Source organism: Bacteroidota bacterium (genome assembly GCA_016714535.1).
GTDB lineage: Bacteria > Bacteroidota > Bacteroidia > AKYH767-A > OLB10 > JADKFV01.
This window is the reverse complement of the sequence record JADKDR010000006.1, coordinates 188226-207351: the sequence shown is the minus strand read 5'-3', so window position 1 is coordinate 207351 and position 19126 is coordinate 188226. Positions and strand designations below refer to the sequence as shown.

The following is a 19126-nucleotide window of genomic DNA, read 5'->3' as shown; positions in this document are numbered from 1 at the left end:
AAAAGATTTAGTGGATAGCGGAACCGCACCGTTGTTAGCAGGCACAACTATTTCGCTCCAAATAAAAAACACAATCGTGTATATTTTATGCACTAAATGCAGCGTATAATTTTTTTGACATCACTTTGTAGCTTTACATTAAGCAACACTGTCCCAATCATCTTTTCGCATTAGCAACCACATAGCTAGCTATGAGTATCTTTTGCTCTTCGGTAATACGTGCCTTAATTGCCATGCGGTTTACATGCCCTGGCCACTCTTGCGCAGTGTAAGCATCTACTGCTTTTAGCGAATGGCAGCTTCCACAATTTGCTTCGTAATTAGTTTTGCCCGAAGCCAAACTTGCTTCATCCGTTTTATAGGCAATGGCAGTTGACACAGTTGAAGTTTTTTTTGCGCAGCCAACTGCTGCAATCACGATAATTGATAAAAGATACTTCTTCATTTTATTATGTGTTCGATTTAAAAATAATAACTTATTCCTTTTCGCCAAGCAGGCTATCGGCATTAAACATAAAGGGCAACAAAGCTTTAACATTATTAAAAACAAAAATCTTATTGCTGCTGCCAATCATTATAAAACGTATATCGGTATGGTAACGATGTTCGTACTCTGCCATTACCTGCCTGCAATCGCCACAGGGACTAACCGGTGCCGGTATCGTATTTCCTTCAAGAAATGCGGTAACAGCAAGCGTTTTTATTTTACAATCCGGATAGTGGGCACCGCAATAAAAAACGGCTACACGTTCGGCACACAAACCGCTGGGATAAGCAGCGTTTTCCTGATTGCTACCTCTAACTATTTCACCATTTTCGAGCAGCGCAGCTGCACCAACATGAAAGTGTGAGTATGGAGCATACGCTGTTTTTGTTGCAGCTATCGCATTTTGCAGCACCATTTTGTCTTCAGGCAAAAGTTGATCAATGTGGTCATAAACTTCACACTCTGTTTTTATTTCGTGTTTTTGCATCCTGTTGGTTTTGGTACAATATTACACTTAGTAAGTACTGTATTGATTTCGTTAGTCAAATATAACCAGGGTTATTTTATTATAACCATGCTTAGGTATTTGCTTAGCGAAACTTTCACTTCTTCAAGTTGATGGTGTCGCACAAGCAAGTCTTCGAATGGCTCGCTATTCGTAAACGCATGCTGAATTTCGATTCCATTTTTGGCTAGCAACTGCATTACCTTTTTTATTTTCAAGGTATATATTGCACTTAATACAGCATGGCGTAACTGACGGTCTTCGGTTACCGTAAATATTCCACGTTGCTCCCATCCTTCGCTCAACGTATAGGGTGATGTTAACATTCCAATAGCCTTGATCCTGATGGGTTCAGGTGTATTTAAGGAAGTGATATGTTCCTGCGAAAATTTTTCTCCTTTTATTGCAATTTTCTCCAACAGATGAAATAGTTGCCATAGCTCCTTGTCCTCAAATTCTATTTCATCATTATTAATTTCGCTTATAATAAAATCAAGCAGGTTATAGGGTTGCGGATTTTCATTTTCATCTTCAAGCGTAATTTGATGGTCGCCAAAGTTTAGCATCAACCTTACTAATTCCTGTTCCTGAAAAATGGCACTGTCATCAACTACCATAGGTTGTTCAGGCATGGTAGGTGATAATTCAGGCATTGCTTCCTCTTCCGCATCACGGCTTCGTTTTAACGAAGCCTGCCGTCTGATTTTATTTAATTCAATGATGAGCACCTGCTCATCCATCTGCATTAAGGTAGCGCACTGCTTTGTGTACATGGAGCGAATAATGGCATCTGGTATTTTTGCAATACTCTGAACAATGTCCTTGATAAGCGCAGCTTTTTTTAATGGATCGTTACCGGCATCTTCCAACAACAACTCGGTTTTAAAAAGCATGAAGTCGCGCGTTTCCGTTTTAATAAACGTGCGCAAATCATTCGAATTAACTTTCTTACTGTAGCTATCCGGGTCGTCACCTTCGGGAAACAAAAGCACATGCACATTTAATCCTTGTTCCAAAATCATATCAATACCACGCAACGATGCTTTTATTCCCGCTGCATCACCATCATACAATACAGTAATGTTTTTGGTATAGCGGCTTATAAGTTTTATCTGATCTTCGGTTAGCGAAGTGCCGCTACTTGCTACCGCATTTTCAATACCCGCCTGATGGAGCGATATGACATCGGTATAGCCTTCACACAACAAGCACTCATCCATTGCTGTAATCATTTTTTTTGCCTGGAATATTCCATACAAACTCTTGCTCTTATAGTAAATATCAGTTTCGGGAGAGTTAACATACTTGGGCTGATTGGGTACATTCTTTAATATACGTGCACCAAAAGCAATCGTTCTTCCTGTAATATTTTGTATCGGAAAAATTACCCGACCTCTGAAACGATCATATTGCCTTTCATCTTTAATGATGGTAAGCCCTGAGCGTTCTAGCAAAGGCAGAGTATAACCGGCCTCCAGGGCATGCGATGTAAACGCATCCCAACGCTCTGTAGCAAAGCCTAATTGAAACTTCTTTATGGTATCGTTTGTAAATCCTCTTTCCTTAAAATACGACAATCCAATGGCAAGACCTTCTTCTGAATTTAGTAAGTCCTGAAAATAGCGGGTAGCAAATTCGTTTATTGTATAAAGCGACTCCTTTTCTTTATCAGCTAATTTATCTTTATCGGTTTGTTCTGTTTCTTCAATCTCGATATGATATTTACCGGCAAGGTATCGCAAGGCTTCGGCAAAGTTGTAGTGCTCATGCTCCATAACAAAATTTACCGAGTCACCGGCTTTGCCGCAACCAAAGCATTTGTATATTCCTTTGGCAACATTGACCGAAAAGCTGGGTGTTTTTTCATTATGAAAAGGACAAAGTCCCTGCAAGTTGCTTCCTCGTTTTCGCAATTGCACAAAGTCGCCAACTACATCATCTATGCGGGCAGTGTCTAATATTTTTTCTAACGAGGCTTTGGTAATCATACGCCTTGCAAAGTACTAAAAATAGTAAGTGGAAAAAAAATCAGATAATTCCTATGGGCAAACCTTTAAGTTATTTGGCAGTAAACTCCAGCTCCACAAGCCCTCCACTGGTTGAATTGCCTGCTATGTCAAGCACATTATCATCTATGTTGATAATGGTCCATACGATATTGAAACCAAAAGTAGTGTCTAAAGAACTTGATGTAAAACCTTCAATCTTTATGGTAGGATTTTCGGTTTTAGCATCGATGGTGTAAGTTGCATAATCGCGGGCATAGAAGGTATCGGTAGAAATATACTCTTCCTTGAGGCTGCCACCGGCAAAGGACCAATAGATGGGTTGCCCGGCAACACTCGTACCATAGTTAGAGGTGGCGGCCAAGGGGCGCCACGATTTTTCGAGGTAGCCTTTTATTTTATCTTCTGATAGAAGTGCTGCGTTATTCTCACAAGCGCTAATAATAATGATAACGCACATGGCTGCTGCTGCTTTGATTAGGTTGAATGTAATTTGATTTGATTTCATAAGTCTTAATGTTTAGGAGGTGTAGTTTTTATTTATACTAAAAGCATAATTATCATTCATGTCACAAAAATTGTACCTTATTAATTACGTGTAAAATTAAAGAATAATTTTATATCCTGTATCACCCTTAACACAATTACTCATGCAGGCGGTGTTTATGATTTATTTACAAATTAGCAGGTAATAGTTTTTTTTACCTTTTTGAATAAGCAGATATTTGTTATTCAAAAGATTCGGTGGCCCAATATGCATGGTAGCATCGCTTATCTTTTCTTTATTCAGGCTCACGCCACCACCTTGCAACATTTTTCTTGCTTCCCCTTTTGATGGAAATACCTGTGTATGCTCTGCCAATAATTCAATAACTCCGCAACCGTTTGAAATCAGGTTTTTATCAATTTCAAATTGAGGCACACCGTCCATTATTTCAAGTAGCATTTCTTCGTTCAATGCTTTTAATGATTCGGTTGGTGCTTTGCCAAATAATATTTCGCTTGCTTCCACTGCCTGCAAATATTCTTTTTCGCTGTGTACACGTATTGTTATTTCTTTTGCTAGCTCACGCTGCAACATTCGTGCAGCAGGGTTTTCGAGGTGATTAGTCTCCAAAGCTTCTATCTCTTCGCGTGTGCGAATGCTGAATATGCGTATGTAATTCTTCACATCCTCGTCCGCTGCATTTAACCAAAACTGATAGAATTTATATGCCGAAGTTTTGGCAGGGTCAAGCCAAATATTACCACTCTCTGTTTTTCCAAATTTGGTACCATCTGCTTTTTTTATTAGTGGTGTGGTTAGTGCGTAAGCGGCAGCACCTGATTTGCGCCTAAGTAATTCTGTACCGGTAACGATATTACCCCATTGATCGCTGCCTCCCATTTGTAGTTTGCAATTTTTGTGGTGGTATAAATGATAAAAATCAAATCCCTGTACCAATTGATAGCTGAATTCGGTAAATGACATACCAGAGTCGAGGCGCGATTTTACGCTGTCTTTGGCCAGCATATAATTGATGGTAATATGTTTGCCAACATCACGTATAAATTCTAAGAACGAAACGTTCTTAAACCAGTCATAATTATTTACAATCTCTGCAGCATTAGTGCCGCAATCAAAATCCAGAAATTTTTCGAGTTGTTTTTGCTGACACGTAAGGTTATGCAACAAAGTATTTTCATCTAATAAATTACGCTCAGCACTTTTTCCGCTTGGGTCGCCAACCATGCCGGTAGCACCACCTACCAAGGCAATGGGCTTATGGCCGCAACGCTGAAAGTGCAATAAGGTCATTATCTGTACCAGATTGCCAACGCCTAATGAGTCAGAAGTAGGGTCAAAACCAATATAACCACACGTCATCTCTTTATTCAACTGATCTTCGGTACCTGGCATTACATCATGCAACATATTGCGCCAGCGCAATTCCTCAACAAAATTTTTCATTCAAAAAAAATAAGAGTGCAAAAGTAGTTTTTTGGTTTATATCGGAATAGGAGTTTATGCATTAAGTGCTTTGCAAACTATTCTGCATAAAGTTTAGGCTTAAAGGAGAAGGAAATACTACCGGGTGTTACTTTACATAAAATGAGTAACTGGGAGTGAAAGGTGCACGCATTTTTAATTTTTTTTGTACACTTGTTTTCTCAGTGGGGCAGTAGCACAGTCCGGTAGTGTATCACGTTCGGGACGCGGGGCTCACTGGTTCGTATGCAGTCTGCCCGTCTTATTTATAAAAAAAATAATCCGGTAATTAAAACTTCAGACTTGCCTGCAAGTTGAAACTTCGCGGTGCTTGTGGGTTTGCAGGACGGTCAACATAAAAGGCATTGGTCAGATTTTTTACAACACCACCAACTTTCACTTTTTCATTTACATTGTAAATAATACGTGCATCAAAAATTATATCGTCTTGTGTGTGTTTGTCATTATACTGTTTTACTCCGGCAATAAATGCTTCAAAAGCAATGTCAATGTTTTGTACTCGCGAGTAATACTTCATAGTACCTCCAATGCGAATTCGTTTATATCCTGTTTCTAAATCAAACTTGGCAATATTTCGGTTTCGGTATTTAAGCACATTTATTTCGGCAGTACCGAGCGTGTCTATTTCCTTATCTGTATAACGTGGATCTACATAGGTGTAACCGGCCAGAATGCTTAGTGGAATTTTGCCTAGCATGCCATCGGCAAACCAGGTTATATCAATACCACTCAACTTGGTATTGCCAATGTTTTCGCTTCTGAATTGCAACTTCGGAGGAAACACCGGTGCAAATCCTTTAAAAGTAAATTCCATCATATCGCGATAACGCATTACAAAATAAGCAACATCTACATACCCCACTAACTTGCCCAGTTTATACCCTTGCTGTACTCCAACTTCATAACTATATCCGAATTCGGTAGTAAGGCTGTCATTAGAAATCACTTGCAGCGCACCAACATTAGTATTTACGTACCTTTCGGCCACCGAAGGAAATCGATAGCCTTGGCCAAACGAAGCACGTACATTGGTACCGTTAACAATGGCGTAATTAATGCCTGTGCGCAATACCGGCTTGTATTCTATTTGTATAGTGTCAGTTCGGTTATTTTCGAGGCGGCCTCCTAGCGATACATTCAGTTTTTTATATTTTAAATCGGTTTGGAGGTAAAAGGCATTGCTGCTGCCTGTATGTGCGCCATACAATTCACCTTTGACAAACGATGCTTGAGCATTTACTCCTGCGGTTACGGTAAGCATATCGGCAAACCGCTGTTGGTATTGGTATTCAAAAAAATTAATGTTAGAAAATGCTTGTTGATTGGTGTTGTTATAGTTGCGTGTATTAAAATTGCGAAAGCGCAATTTGTGTGTGCCAAACGTGTTGCTTACGTAAGTAGCAAATGGGTCGACTAATATGCGTTGCGTATTATATTCGCTTGATGTTCCCGTGTAAGGTGTTAATGCACCGGTGGTGTCGTCTGCCCAAATGAAAAAGTTAGTTCCTTGAGCTCGTTGGTAATTGGCATTAATGCCGATGCTTAAACCAGCAATTTTTTTAAACCGATATCGTAAATTGGTATTTGTTCTGAACCGTTGTTCATTATCGCCAATTCTGTATCCATCAGAATTGTAAACAAGGCCACCCCATACGAAATCAAATTGCCCAAATTTTTGACTATGCAAAAAATTAAAACCATTGGTTGCCTGCAAGTCTTCGTTGCCCCACCAACGCGACTCCATGAGTTGGGGCTTATCATACAAGCCTGAAAAGAAATTAATTTTAGTTTGAGGCACATCTTTGGGATAAGCGGTGCGTATATTAATAATTCCATTCAATGCACTGCTTCCAAACAATGCACTACTTGCACCTTTAATTACTTCTATTTGTTCCAAATTTTCTACCGGAAGAAAACTCCATTTTACATCGCTTGCGTCAGCTGTTAACATGGGAAGGTCATCAACGAGCAATAACACACGACTGCCAGCACCATAACTAAAGCCGCTGCCACCGCGTATATTTGCTTGTCCATCAACCATGGTTACCCCCGGAATTTGTTCAAGCGCTTTGTCCATGTTTACATGATTGTTGTTTTCTAATAAACGAGGCTTAAGCACATTCATTGAAACCACTACATCGCTAAGCCGTTGTTCAAATTTACTGGCGCTAACTACCACCGTACCAATGTCTGTACCCGAGGGTTTAAGCCTAATATCTAAAAACACCGGAGCGTTTTTATTTGCATCAACAACTTGAGTATAGGATTCATAACCTAATAATCTGAATTCCAGCTTCTGCTTTCCTTCGGGAGTTATTAATTTAAAAATTCCACTTGCGTTTGTACTTACCCCGGAAGTATCATTAAGCACAACGCTTACTCCTGCAAGCTTTTCTTTGGTGGTTTGGTCAAGAACATTTCCAGTAATAATTACCTGTTGTGCAAATATCACTGTAAACGGAGCCAATAAAAATGTTGCTAGAATGACATATAAAGCATGTTTAAATTTGATAAGCCAATATTGTCTCATATAAAATTGATAAGGATATTGTTTGGACAATATTACACAATTATTAATTCGAGAGACACAAAAAAAATATCAAAGCGTCCTATGCATCTTCAACTTAATCTGTATACTTGCCCATAATAGTTTTTCAAATGCATGCAGGTCAAAAATATTCGTTTCGCGAGGTACTCTTTTGGACACGTAGAGATCTACTAAGGCTCTTGTTGATTTCAAGCATACCAGTAATAGCTTATCAGGTTATGGGATGGAAGTGGCTTGCACTACCTTGGTTGCCCATTGCTTTATTAGGCACTGCGGTAGCTTTTGTTGTTGGATTTAAAAACAATGCCTCATACGATAGGTTGTGGGAAGCTCGCAGAATATGGGGAAGCATTATCAATGTGAGTCGCAGTTGGGGCATCATGGTAAAGGATTTTATTAGCAATCGTTATGCACTGATGCCATTAACAGAAGATGCTATGCAGTTGGAGAAACATAAATTGATACGATTACATCTGGCATGGCTTACAGCCTTGCGCTATCAGTTACGCGAAGCACGCGTTTGGGAAGGGATTTATAAAAAACATAATGCTGAGTATAAAGACAAGTGGTTTAAAGTAGAAGAACATAATAGCAAAATAGAAGATGCGCTGGCGGCTTATTTATCTGCTGACGATTTAAATGTTGTACTTACAAAAACCAACATAGCAGCACAATTGCTTGCTATGCAATCTGACAACTTAAAGAAATTGCAAGAAGATGGATTGATAGACGATTTTCGTCATATGGAAATGCAAAAATTGTTGGTAGAATTATATAATCATCAAGGTGGTAGCGAGCGAATTAAAAACTTCCCTTACCCGCGGCAGTATGCAACAATCAATGCATATTTCATTCATATTTTTGTGGTGCTTGTACCCTTTGGAATGCTAAACGAGTTTGAAAAACTTGGCGACTGTATGGTATGGCTTTCGATACCTTTTAGCACGCTTTCTGCATGGATATTTACAACACTCGAAAAGATTGGCGAGGCCTCAGAAAGTCCATTTGAGGGCAGTGCCAATGATGTGCCGTTAACAGCTATGTGCCGCACTATAGAAATTGATTTAAAAGAGATGCATCATATGCCTGATATTCCAAAACCACTGAAACCTGAAAATAATATACTCGTATAAATAAATTATTAATGTTGAAAATAAAAAGCGTTTTCAAAAACAACGAAAAGTGGGTTAAGGAAAAACCTGATCTTGATAAAAATTATTTTAAGAAATTATCAAAAGGGCAAACCCCCCAAGTACTGTATATAGGATGTAGCGATAGCCGAGTGACTGCCGAAGAACTGATGGGTGCCAAATCGGGAGAAGTATTTACTCATCGTAACATTGCCAACATGGTTGTAAGCATTGATCTTAATGCAATGTCTGTAATAAATTATGCCATCAGACATTTGAAGGTGAAGCATGTTGTTGTGTGCGGCCATTATGGTTGTGGAGGAGTAAACGCAGCAATGCAATCTGCCGATTTGGGAATATTAAACCCATGGTTGCGCAACATTCGCGATGTGTATCGCACTCACATGGAAGAATTGGATGCAATTACTGACCTTGACCTGCGATATAACCGTTTGATAGAATTGAATGTGCAAGAGCAATGTGTTAATCTTATTAATACCGAAGTCGTACAAGAAGCCTATAAAGAGCGCGGCCTGCAAGTGCATGGGAGGGTATTTGATGTACGCAATGGCAAGTTGATTAATCTGAAAATTCATTTCCCCGAAATACTCCAGTACAAAAAAAAAATTTACAAATTGGATTAGGCAACACTATTGTTGCAAAATACTGCAGCCCATGAGCATTCCTGCAAGTGACGACTTACTTTTTAAAATTTCGGCAACGCTAATACCGGGTGTTGGAAACATGCTTGCCAAGTCACTAGTAAGTTACTGTGGTGGATTCAAAGAAATATTTCTTGAAAAAAAATCGAGCCTCGAAAAAATTCCGGGTGTAGGCAGTGTAACAGCCGAAAAAATTTTGAAGTTCAACGATTTTAAGCGAGCCGAAGAGGAAATAAAATTTATAGATAAGTATCAAATTGCAGCATACAGTTACCTTGATAAGGAATACCCAGAGCGATTGCGCAATTGCCTTGACTCTCCTGTTATGCTTTATTTTAAGGGGCAAGCAGATCTAAACACACCACGAAACATAGCCATAGTAGGCACTCGAAAAGCTACCCCCTATGGCCGCACCATAACCGAACAGTTGGTTGCCGATTTGTCAGCATATAATGTTACCGTTACAAGCGGAATGGCTTATGGTATTGACATAGCTGCGCACAAGCAAGCAGTAAAATCTAACGTTGCCACCATAGCGGTGCTTGGTCATGGCCTCGATCGTATATATCCAGCCACGCACCATGCTACAGCCGAAAAAATGTTGCACCATGGCGGATTACTTAGCGAATACTTAAGTCAAACAAATCCTGACCGCGAAAATTTTCCTACCCGTAATCGAATTATTGCTGGCATGACCGATTGTATTATTGTTGTAGAAGCTGCCAAAAGCGGAGGCGCATTAATAACTGCCGAAATAGCTATTTCCTATAACCGCGATATTTTTGCCATCCCCGGTCGTGTAGAAGATGAACATTCGCAAGGTTGCAATCAATTAATTAAAGCAAACAAGGCAATGCTCATTGAGAATGCTGAAGATATTGCGAATGCATTGGGTTGGAATGACAAAAAAATCCCTGAAAAGAAAAGCTTTCAAGCCAAGCTTTTTATAGAATTGAAACCGGATGAAAAAACAGTGTTTAATTATATAATAAATAATGACGAGTGCAGCATTGATGCATTATGCCTGGGCTGTGAACTTACCATGAGTCGCACATCCGCTGCTTTGCTCGGCCTCGAGTTTGCTAGCCTCATCAAATCGTTGCCCGGTAAAAGGTATAAATGCCTTTAATTTTTTCTAAAGCTAATGATGGTACTTACTGTTATTAATAATGCTTAGCGCCCTATAAATTTGTTCGCTTAACACTAGGCGGGCAAGTTGATGGGGAAGCGTAAATGTTGAAAGGCTTAAAAGTTCATTGGCTTTTTGCTTCAACTCTTGATCTACGCCATAGGCTCCGCCAATCAGAAAACAAACCTTACTACTTCTGTTGGCGAGCGATTGTATTTGTTGGGCAAATTTTTCAGAAGTGTATGATTTGCCTTTATCATCAAGAATAATTAAATATTCATCTCTTGCTATTTGACGTTCAAATGCTGCTGCCTCCTCTTTAACTACCAAGGCTGAAATGGGGGTATCTTTCTGAATATCAATATTTTTAGTTTCAATCTTATATTTCATAAGCCTGATTCTATTTAAGTAATCATCGATAGAATCCGCATATGTTTTTTCAGATTTTCGAGCTGCATAGATTATTTTTATTTGCATTGCCAATAACAATTAATATTTTTGCCAAAGGTTTGAATAATTTTAGAATTTAAACTAACCAAGAACTCCACCTCAGATAGTATCTAATCAGCTTTTTTTGCCATTAACTATACCAAATTTATGTTTGGCTTAATATTTGAATGAAATCGAAGATGAAATTTTTGAAAACCATATTTCTTTGTCTGTTACTATTTTCGGTTTCTATATCGGCTGTTAAAGCAGATGTGTATTCGGATATAGCAGAGGCAATACGCAATGGGGATGCTAAAGAGATAGCAAAATTTTTTGAAAATAATGTAAATCTCACCATTCTTGGTCAGGAAGATATTTATTCAAAAGCTCAGGCTGAACAATTATTAAATAATTTCTTCAATAAAAACACTCCTCGCACTTTCACCCTGGTTCATCAGGGAGGGCCCGAGTCGGCTGGTAAATTTGTAATCGGAAATTTGGTAACATCAGATGGAAAAAAATATCGTGTCACTATACATGTAAAGAAAATGGCAGGCGAAGAAGTGTTGCAAGAGCTACGAATCGAAACCGAGTAAAACCATAGCAAAGCATAATTGAAGCCGGATGAAAATCATCCGGTTTTTTTGTGCCCAATAAAAAAGAAGATATTTACAAAAATTTTTTTTCAATGTTTCCATTAAACGAGTTTATAAGTGCCGCTTTGCACGAAGATGTGCAAAGTGGTGACCACACATCGCTGGCATGCATAGATGCCAGGGACGCAGATACTGCAGTGCTTAAAATAAAGGACAACGGCATTATTGCTGGGGTTGAACTTGCCGAAGCGATATTTAAATTCGTAAATCCAGAATTGCAATTTATTAGAGGTTTAAAAGATGGGACCTCAGTAAGTAAAGGTATGGAAGCATTTACGGTACAAGGAAGTACACGCGATTTACTTACCACTGAGCGGCTTGTGCTTAACTGCATGCAGCGCATGAGTGGTATTGCAACACTAACCAGTCAGTTTGTGCAAGCGGTGGCTGGTACTCAGGCCAAAATTTTGGATACCCGTAAGACGACTCCCTTATTCCGCTTTTTCGAAAAATGGGCAGTGCTAATAGGTGGCGGGCAAAATCACCGCTTTGGTTTGTTTGATATGATTTTAATTAAAGACAATCATATTGATGGCTGTGGTGGCATTGTATCGGCTATTAATAATGCCAATGCATACCTTAGGCAAAATAATCTATCCTTAAAAATTGAAATAGAAGCACGTACGTTAGAAGATATTGAATTGATTTGTAAGATAGGTAATGTGCAGCGCATTTTGATTGACAACTTTACTCCCGAAGCAATGCATAAGGCTGTAAAGCTGATTGATAAAAAATTTGAAACCGAAGCAAGTGGAGGCATCACACTTGACACCGTGCGCAGTTATGCCGAAACCGGAGTTGATTACATTAGCACAGGTGCGCTTACACACAGCTACCGCAGCCTCGATTTAAGTTTTAAAATTCAAAAATAATAAAATCGTATGACCGGAATTTTTAGCCGATGGTTTGATGGAATGCCGATAGTAGAAGTGGCTAAGTTTTTCATTAAAGGACTGCGAAAGGGCGATATCAATATGCGTGCTTCGGCATTGTCATTCAGTTTTTTTCTTGCACTGTTTCCAAGTGTGCTTTTCTTGTTTACACTTATTCCGTATATACCTATCGATAATTTTCAAAATGAATTATTGAAATTATTAAAAACCGTAATACCTGAACAGGCTTACATCGCTGTGCGCGAAACCATAGAAGATATTGTTGGAATAAAACGAGGTGGTGTGCTTTCCATCGGATTTATCATGGCATTATACTTTGCTACCAACGGTACCAAAGCTATGATGATGGGATTTAATAAATCGTATCACGGATCGGTAAAGCAGTCGGCATGGATGATGCAATGGCGCGCAACTTACATCACCATAATTTTGGCGGTAATGGTCATTACGGCCATTGGTTTATTGGTTGGTCACTCGTTTATTGTAAGATACATTTACAAACAACAGTTTGTAAACAAAGCATTATACCTGCTGCTGGTTGATAGTGGCAAGTGGATTATCATGTTGCTGCTATGTTTTTTTTCTATATCATGTTTATATTACCTGGGGCCATCGCGCAAACGCAAATTTCGTTTTATAAGTGCAGGCAGCTCTTTGGCCACCATCTTAATTATTCTTACCTCCATTGTGTTTAATTATGTAGTAAGCAATTTTACCAATTACAATAAAGTGTATGGCTCTATTGGTACATTAATTATCATGATGCTTTACATCCGGTTCAATTGCCTGCAGCTGTTGATAGGATTTGAACTGAACGCATCCATTGACAATGCAAAAGAGCGGGCAGATATCACCAAAGAAAAAAACAACAAAGCGGATATGGTCAAAGTGAGGGTTTAGGGGTTGATGAAACGGAAATTCGTTATATTAATTGCATGAAAATTATTAACTAAAAAAAACCACTGTGCTTTCACACAATGGTTTTGGCAGATTAAACTACTATTACAACAATTACTTCTTCATCATTTTTTTGCTATCGATTACTTTACCATCAGCAAAAAGTGTGTAGGTGTAAATGCCACTGCTAAGGGATTTATTTACATGATGGCGTAGTCAGAGACTACGCCAAACTGGGTATCATAGCGCACGAGTGAGCAGCGCCTATTGCCAATTGAACACTCGCGCGAGATTGGGTTCCAAATTAAAAAACCACTTATTTACTTGTATAACCGGTTTTCAACATATACCATAAAACAAATCAAGAAGTAGAAATTGAAGCAACTTCAATTTTTCAAACAAACTAAATACCTTTTCGCATGCCATCAACTCCAAATTTACATCAGTTGCTGGTTTTTATAACATGCCATATACTCTGCCGGCTATTTGAAATTTTGTTTAATCATCTTTGCAAATTTCAGCTTTTTTACAATCAGCCATTCCATAGTTTACAATTTTATTGACGAAATATTTTTTTTTAATAGATATCAATTTACATTCGCAACTAATTCCACTAATTAATTTTTTAAAATTTATGATGAAACACATTTTTAGCTGCAGGAAGCTATTATTCCTGGTGCTCATGACAGCAATTACATTAAATGTTTTTGCGCAAAATCAGAAACGTAACCGCATTAGTGCACTAGTTCAGAATGCACTTCTTAAAAATCCTCAGGTTGAGCAGGTTAATCTGTTTGCACCTGTTGCACATCCTATGGTACTGGAGCGCGCCAAAGATGCACAAGCACTAGCGGTAAACATGACCGCTTTACAAAAGGCAGTTAGCACAGCAAGTGAAATGATTCAACTGAACATTCCTTACAATGGAACGCAGGTATCGTTGTTAATGTACAAAGCTGATTTGGGTGATTTTATTGTAACTACCAAAGATGCTTCAGGTGAGCATGCTGCTGCATATAATCATGGAATACATTACCGTGGTATTGTTTTGGGTAATTCCAATTCTATTGCTACTGCTTCTTTGTTTGCTAACGAATTGATGATTGTGTTTAGTGACGAAAGCGGAAATCATAACCTTGGTCGCTTAGAAGATGGAAGTGGCTATTATGTGGTGTATAATGAAATGAAATTTAATGGAAAAAATCCATTTGAGTGCTTTATGGATGATCGTTCTGATGAAAACGAGCCCATTGCACCTATCGAAAAATATGGCAACACCATGATGTTGGATTGCAAAACTGTAAAGTGTTATTACGAAGCTGACTTTGCTATGTATAATGCTTTTGGCAGTAATGTGACTACTACTTCTAATTATGTGACTTCTATTTTTAATGAGAAAGCTACCCTTTATGCCAATGACAATATTCCTATCGAAATTTCGCAAATTGTAGTATGGACTGTAACCGATCCTTACGCTACATTTACAAGTACTTCTACCGCTAATCAGGCATTTATAACTCAAACCGGCAGTACTTTTAACGGTGATATTGCTAACTTGCTAACCACACGTAACCTTGGGGGCGGCATTGCACAAGGCTTTAGCGGCCTTTGCAACAAGCAGCAGGCACATTGTACTTCCATGATATATACAACCTATTCTAACTTCCCTACCTATAGCTGGACCATAATGGTTATCACGCATGAGATGGGGCATTTAATGGGATCGCGCCATACACATGCTTGTGTGTGGAATGGAAATAATACAGCAATTGATGGTTGCAGCGGTAGTACTGAGGGAGGTTGCCCTTTGCCCGGAAATCCATCAGGTGGAGGTACCATTATGAGTTATTGTCATTTTAATGTTGGTATCAATTTTAATTTGGGTTTTGGCCCTCAACCAGGAGGATTATTATTAAACAACTTTAATAATGCAACCTGCCTAACAGGTTCTACTGCAGGCACCCCTACCGGATTAAATACAAGTGGCATTACTGCAAATGCTGCAAACCTTAACTGGAATGCAGTAAATGGCGCTACTCAATATGCTGTTGAGTATAAAACATCATCTGCTCCATTCTTTGCTCCATTAGGAACCTATACATCGAATACTGCACCACTAAACGGACTAACAGCAAACACCAGTTACGATTGGCGTGTAAATGCTGACTGCTCACCTTTTTCTAATCCTATTTCATTTACCACAAGTGCATTAGCAGGTTGCGATACTGCAGTAGGTATGTATGTTACCAATCTTACTTCAACATCAGCCAAAGTAAATTGGAGCGCCTATTCAGCAGCAGTTAAGTATAGAATACGCTATCGTGCTTCAGGTACTACTACTTGGACAGTTAAGCTAACTAATAATGCTTTTTATGTAATTACAGGCTTATCACCACTAACTACGTACCAGTATCAGGTTGGAGTTAGGTGCGGACCTACATGGAAAAAATATTCCAAGACCAAAACATTTAAAACACTTTCTAATGTGCCCCCAACCAATTACTGTGCTTCAAATGGCAGTAACCAAGCGTATGAATATATTGATAATGTAACAATCGGTGCCATAAATAATACGAGTGGCAACAATGCCGGATATGGTGATTATACAAATCTTAGTACTGCTGTAAATAGTAATAGTACGTATGCTATAAGTGTTGGCCTGTTTAAAGCCTCTACTACAGATATAGAATATGTAAGTGCATGGATTGATTATAACCGAGATGGCGATTTTGATGATGCGGGAGAACTAGCTTATTCTGCCAATGGAACACAGAATGTATTTACCGGAAATATCCTAACCCCTGCATTAGCTAATTTTGGTCAAACACGCATGCGTGTGTCCATGCAATTCTCTTCGGCACCTCCTACTTGCGGAACATTTACCTATGGTGAGGTTGAAGATTATATTATTGATTTGCAAAGCCCGGCACCACGCTTACTTGCCGAGTCAGATGTAGAGAACGATATGCCTTTAATCAGCGTTGTTCCTAATCCAGCCAACGACATCATTCAACTTATAAGTGATGTAGAGTATGATGCATTACAAATTCAAATACTTGATATTCGTGGTAAAGTAGTGCTTTCTCAAACGGTATCAACAGCAAGCAACTTCATCAACATTGCATCACTTGCACAAGGTATTTATGTTGTTAAAATTTCGGAGTTGGAAGGCGAAAACCAAATATTGAAATTTGTTAAGCAATAATTAATTCGATTTAATATTGAGAGCCTCTCCATAGGGAGAGGCTTTTTTTATAGTATTCCCTTGAACGATAATTTCATAGCAATTGTTAACTTAGCCGAATGAGCATTTTGCTTTTCAATCCCCGAAGTAATAACTACAAACCACGAATACCTAATTCGGTATTGCAGGTAGCTGCAAGTATTGATGCTAAATACGATTGGGTAATTGTAGATGGTAATCTGGAGCAAAATCCAATCGAAAAAATAGAAAAGCTTATTGTTGAAAGACGAATAAAGTATTGCGGATTTACAGTTATGCCGGGCCCACAACTAAAGCAAGCTATACCTTTTGCAAAGCAGTTAAAAGAAAAATTTCCTAACCTGAAAATGATATGGGGAGGATATTTTCCAAGTAACCATGCAAATGTAGTGTTACAAAGTGGTTATGTTGATTTTATAGTAAATGGCATGGCAGATGTTGCTTTTCCACAACTCATCCATGCACTCGAAAAGGGGGATTCAATAGCTACCGTTCCGAATCTTATTTATTTGGAGCATGAAGAAATTACGACAAACCCTAAAGATGGCATTTATGAATTAGATACATTGTCACCCTTACCATATACCAAGTTAAATGAACTGTATCCGTTTCAAAAGTATTTGGGTAAAACCTACCTGGGTACAAAAACCATTGCCTATCACAGCAGCTTTGGATGCCCGTTTACATGCAGCTTTTGTGCAGTTGTGCCAATATATAATGCGCGATGGAAGGGGAAATCGGCAAAGCTGATTTATCAGGATATAAAATTTTTAAAAGACCATTTTGGTGGAAATGCCATTGAGTTTCACGACAACAATTTTTTTGTGAGTGAAAAAAGAACAACCGAATTTGCGAATCTAATAATGCATGATAATATGACCTGGTGGGGCGAAGGGCGCATAGATACCATTGATAAATACAGTGACCACAGCCTCGAAACCATACGTAAATCAGGATGTAAAATGATATTTTTTGGTGCCGAAACGGGAAATGACAAACTGCTTAAAATGATGGATAAAGGAGGCACACAAACTGCCGAACAGATTCGAAGATTTGCCAATCGTATGCACCAGTTTGATATCATTCCTGAGTATTCATTTGTGCTCGGCATGCCAGCACCTACTCAAGAACTTGTATGGGAGCAAATAAGAAGCGACATTGATTTTATAAAACAGATAAAGGATACAAATCCGGATGCTGAGATAATTATATATGTGTATAGCCCGGTGCCTCAAGAAGGAAGCGAATTATACAAGAGTGCAAAGACCGAAGGATTTAAATTTCCAACAACTCTAGAAGAGTGGATAAGCCCATCATGGGAAAATTTTGACTTGCGAAAGAACCCGCTCACCCCCTGGCTTACACCTGAAATGATTGCTTACATAAAAAATTTTGAAACAGTTTTGAATGGCTACTTCCCCACGGTAAGTGATTACAAGTTGAAATCGTGGCAACGCAATTTGCTCAAGACAAGCGCCATGTGGCGTTACAAGTCGAGTAGTTATGCTTTTCCTTATGAAATAAAAACCTTGAACAAATTATTTAAATACCGGCAACCTGAAATTGAAGGGTTTTAATTCTTTCATTAATATTGTAAGATAAATAGCTATTGAATTTTTTTATATGGAAAATGAAAACAAAAGTATTCTGCATGCATTACTAAATCACTGGAAAGTTGTTGCAATTGCAACATTTATTGGAGGTGTTGTATCCTTTGTGTTAGTGTCGCCATGGTTACTTAAACCTTTATACAAATCTGAAACAATTATCTATCCACCGGCAACTAATAATGTTAAATATTTTATTGATCGCGATCCTCGCTTTGGTTCAGACAAAGAAATTGAAGAGCAAATACAGATATTAAATTCAAATATTTTGCGTGATACCATCATCCTGAAATATGATCTTATTAAACATTATGAAATTGACACAACCAATAAGTCTTGGAAATACACGCTCCTCAAGCAGTACGTTAGCAACATAAAGATCGAGCGCAACAGACACAATGCCATCGTAATTACCGTATTTGATACCGACCCGGAAACGGCCGCAAGTATTGCCAATGACATGGTACAAATTGGAGACATTGTTAAAAACAAGATAATTAAAAGTAACCTTCGAAATTTATATGTATCGATTGAAAGACAATTTAACGAGCAAGTAAACAGGCTCGATAGCCATGCAGTTTATATCAATGCCTTTGCAAAAGTGCAATTGATAAAATTTTCGAAGCAAATCCAATGAACGAGGACCTGGGAGCTGTAAAAATGCATATAAACAACTTACTTAATTCTGGTATTTATTCATCGGATATGCTTGTCACTAGCTTATTACAAGACTACCTTATAAAGTTGCAGCGGTTAGATGTAATACAACAAAATTATAATCAAGCGCTAAGTATAATGAGTAGCGATATTCCGGCCTGCTATCAAATAACGTCAGCCGAACCGGTATATAAAAAGGCATTTCCACCTCGAACGTTGATTGCATTGGCAGGTGCTTTTTTAGGCTTTTTGCTAATGTGGTTTTATTATTTAGTTAAAGAAAAATATTTCCGTTTAATCTAAAGTG

At 38.5% G+C, this 19126-nt stretch carries 17 protein-coding genes and 1 tRNA gene; 11 read left to right on the top strand and 7 right to left on the bottom strand.

The genetic code is table 11. The annotated features are described in order from the left end of the window. Window positions 1-157: 157 nt before the first annotated feature. The 5 genes from IPO27_10475 to IPO27_10455 form a co-directional block, all read right to left on the bottom strand. Window positions 158-445, bottom strand: a complete 288-nt coding sequence (locus tag IPO27_10475; GenBank protein MBK8846936.1) for a hypothetical protein — start codon at window positions 443-445, stop codon at window positions 158-160. A 31-nt stretch (window positions 446-476) separates the two neighbouring features. Beyond that, entirely contained in the window at window positions 477-974 is a 498-nt protein-coding gene (gene cdd, locus IPO27_10470; GenBank protein ID MBK8846935.1) for a cytidine deaminase, read from the bottom strand. 71 nt (window positions 975-1045) lie between these two features. Beyond that, window positions 1046-2980, bottom strand: a complete 1935-nt coding sequence (locus IPO27_10465; protein MBK8846934.1) for a DNA primase — start codon at window positions 2978-2980, stop codon at window positions 1046-1048. Between the two features lie 70 nt (window positions 2981-3050). Beyond that, on the bottom strand, window positions 3051-3506 hold the full coding sequence (locus tag IPO27_10460) for a hypothetical protein (protein ID MBK8846933.1): 456 nt from the start codon (window positions 3504-3506) through the stop codon (window positions 3051-3053). Window positions 3507-3668: 162 nt separating this feature from the next. Then, window positions 3669-4949 carry a tyrosine--tRNA ligase gene (locus tag IPO27_10455; protein ID MBK8846932.1) on the bottom strand — a complete coding sequence of 427 codons (1281 nt, stop codon included), beginning with the start codon at window positions 4947-4949 and terminating at the stop codon, window positions 3669-3671. Between the two features lie 205 nt (window positions 4950-5154). On the opposite strand from IPO27_10455, the gene IPO27_10450 reads away from it, so the two are divergent. Then, window positions 5155-5228: transfer RNA gene (locus tag IPO27_10450), tRNA-Pro, on the top strand. A gap of 28 nt (window positions 5229-5256) precedes the next feature. Here the strand turns inward: IPO27_10450 and IPO27_10445 are convergent. After that, a complete protein-coding gene (locus IPO27_10445) occupies window positions 5257-7455 on the bottom strand; it encodes a TonB-dependent receptor (GenBank protein ID MBK8846931.1) in 2199 nt (732 codons plus the stop codon). Between the two features lie 191 nt (window positions 7456-7646). On the opposite strand from IPO27_10445, the gene IPO27_10440 reads away from it, so the two are divergent. Genes IPO27_10440 through dprA form a run of 3 tightly spaced genes read left to right on the top strand, consistent with a single transcriptional unit; the run spans window position 7647 to window position 10457 of the window. Then, window positions 7647-8669 (top strand): multidrug transporter, encoded by a 1023-nt coding sequence (locus tag IPO27_10440; GenBank protein ID MBK8846930.1) that lies wholly within the window; start codon window positions 7647-7649, stop codon window positions 8667-8669. Window positions 8670-8683: 14 nt separating this feature from the next. Next, window positions 8684-9310, top strand: a complete 627-nt coding sequence (locus IPO27_10435) for a carbonic anhydrase (GenBank protein MBK8846929.1) — start codon at window positions 8684-8686, stop codon at window positions 9308-9310. Window positions 9311-9341: 31 nt separating this feature from the next. Beyond that, window positions 9342-10457, top strand: a complete 1116-nt coding sequence (gene dprA, locus IPO27_10430; GenBank protein ID MBK8846928.1) for a DNA-protecting protein DprA — start codon at window positions 9342-9344, stop codon at window positions 10455-10457. A gap of 12 nt (window positions 10458-10469) precedes the next feature. On the opposite strand, the gene IPO27_10425 is transcribed toward dprA, so the two are convergent. Beyond that, the gene (locus IPO27_10425; GenBank protein ID MBK8846927.1) at window positions 10470-10934 is read right to left on the bottom strand and encodes a 23S rRNA (pseudouridine(1915)-N(3))-methyltransferase RlmH; all 465 of its coding nucleotides are present in this window, start codon (window positions 10932-10934) and stop codon (window positions 10470-10472) included. A gap of 152 nt (window positions 10935-11086) precedes the next feature. Here IPO27_10425 and IPO27_10420 point away from each other — a divergent pair, with 152 nt between their 5' ends. The 7 genes from IPO27_10420 to IPO27_10390 all read left to right on the top strand — a co-directional run bounded on the left by IPO27_10420 (window position 11087) and on the right by IPO27_10390 (window position 19122). Continuing rightward, window positions 11087-11482, top strand: coding sequence for a DUF4783 domain-containing protein (locus IPO27_10420; protein ID MBK8846926.1), 396 nt, complete (start codon window positions 11087-11089; stop codon window positions 11480-11482). 92 nt (window positions 11483-11574) lie between these two features. Next, window positions 11575-12414 carry a carboxylating nicotinate-nucleotide diphosphorylase gene (gene nadC, locus IPO27_10415; GenBank protein MBK8846925.1) on the top strand — a complete coding sequence of 280 codons (840 nt, stop codon included), beginning with the start codon at window positions 11575-11577 and terminating at the stop codon, window positions 12412-12414. A gap of 9 nt (window positions 12415-12423) precedes the next feature. Then, the gene (locus IPO27_10410) at window positions 12424-13335 is read left to right on the top strand and encodes a YihY/virulence factor BrkB family protein (protein ID MBK8846924.1); all 912 of its coding nucleotides are present in this window, start codon (window positions 12424-12426) and stop codon (window positions 13333-13335) included. A gap of 631 nt (window positions 13336-13966) precedes the next feature. Continuing rightward, the gene (locus IPO27_10405) at window positions 13967-16537 is read left to right on the top strand and encodes a T9SS type A sorting domain-containing protein (protein MBK8846923.1); all 2571 of its coding nucleotides are present in this window, start codon (window positions 13967-13969) and stop codon (window positions 16535-16537) included. 98 nt (window positions 16538-16635) lie between these two features. After that, entirely contained in the window at window positions 16636-18132 is a 1497-nt protein-coding gene (locus IPO27_10400; protein MBK8846922.1) for a B12-binding domain-containing radical SAM protein, read from the top strand. A 46-nt stretch (window positions 18133-18178) separates the two neighbouring features. Continuing rightward, window positions 18179-18799, top strand: a complete 621-nt coding sequence (locus IPO27_10395; protein MBK8846921.1) for a hypothetical protein — start codon at window positions 18179-18181, stop codon at window positions 18797-18799. After that, window positions 18796-19122, top strand: a complete 327-nt coding sequence (locus IPO27_10390) for a hypothetical protein (protein ID MBK8846920.1) — start codon at window positions 18796-18798, stop codon at window positions 19120-19122. Before IPO27_10395 ends, IPO27_10390 begins: the two co-directional genes overlap by 4 nt. Window positions 19123-19126: the final 4 nt, after the last annotated feature.

Excerpts from the sequence above, each read along its gene's own strand:
- IPO27_10420 (MBK8846926.1), top strand. The coding sequence starts at position 11,087 with ATGAAATTTTTGAAAACCATATTTCTTTGTCTGTTACTATTTTCGGTT.
- IPO27_10475 (MBK8846936.1), bottom strand. The coding sequence starts at position 445 with ATGAAGAAGTATCTTTTATCAATTATCGTGATTGCAGCAGTTGGCTGC.
- IPO27_10405 (MBK8846923.1), top strand. The coding sequence starts at position 13,967 with ATGATGAAACACATTTTTAGCTGCAGGAAGCTATTATTCCTGGTGCTC.
- IPO27_10460 (MBK8846933.1), bottom strand. The coding sequence starts at position 3,506 with ATGAAATCAAATCAAATTACATTCAACCTAATCAAAGCAGCAGCAGCC.
- IPO27_10410 (MBK8846924.1), top strand. The coding sequence starts at position 12,424 with ATGACCGGAATTTTTAGCCGATGGTTTGATGGAATGCCGATAGTAGAA.
- IPO27_10400 (MBK8846922.1), top strand. The coding sequence starts at position 16,636 with ATGAGCATTTTGCTTTTCAATCCCCGAAGTAATAACTACAAACCACGA.
- IPO27_10455 (MBK8846932.1), bottom strand. The coding sequence starts at position 4,949 with ATGAAAAATTTTGTTGAGGAATTGCGCTGGCGCAATATGTTGCATGAT.
- dprA (MBK8846928.1), top strand. The coding sequence starts at position 9,342 with ATGAGCATTCCTGCAAGTGACGACTTACTTTTTAAAATTTCGGCAACG.
- IPO27_10440 (MBK8846930.1), top strand. The coding sequence starts at position 7,647 with ATGCATGCAGGTCAAAAATATTCGTTTCGCGAGGTACTCTTTTGGACA.
- cdd (MBK8846935.1), bottom strand. The coding sequence starts at position 974 with ATGCAAAAACACGAAATAAAAACAGAGTGTGAAGTTTATGACCACATT.
- IPO27_10395 (MBK8846921.1), top strand. The coding sequence starts at position 18,179 with ATGGAAAATGAAAACAAAAGTATTCTGCATGCATTACTAAATCACTGG.
- nadC (MBK8846925.1), top strand. The coding sequence starts at position 11,575 with ATGTTTCCATTAAACGAGTTTATAAGTGCCGCTTTGCACGAAGATGTG.
- IPO27_10425 (MBK8846927.1), bottom strand. The coding sequence starts at position 10,934 with ATGCAAATAAAAATAATCTATGCAGCTCGAAAATCTGAAAAAACATAT.
- IPO27_10390 (MBK8846920.1), top strand. The coding sequence starts at position 18,796 with ATGAACGAGGACCTGGGAGCTGTAAAAATGCATATAAACAACTTACTT.
- IPO27_10465 (MBK8846934.1), bottom strand. The coding sequence starts at position 2,980 with ATGATTACCAAAGCCTCGTTAGAAAAAATATTAGACACTGCCCGCATA.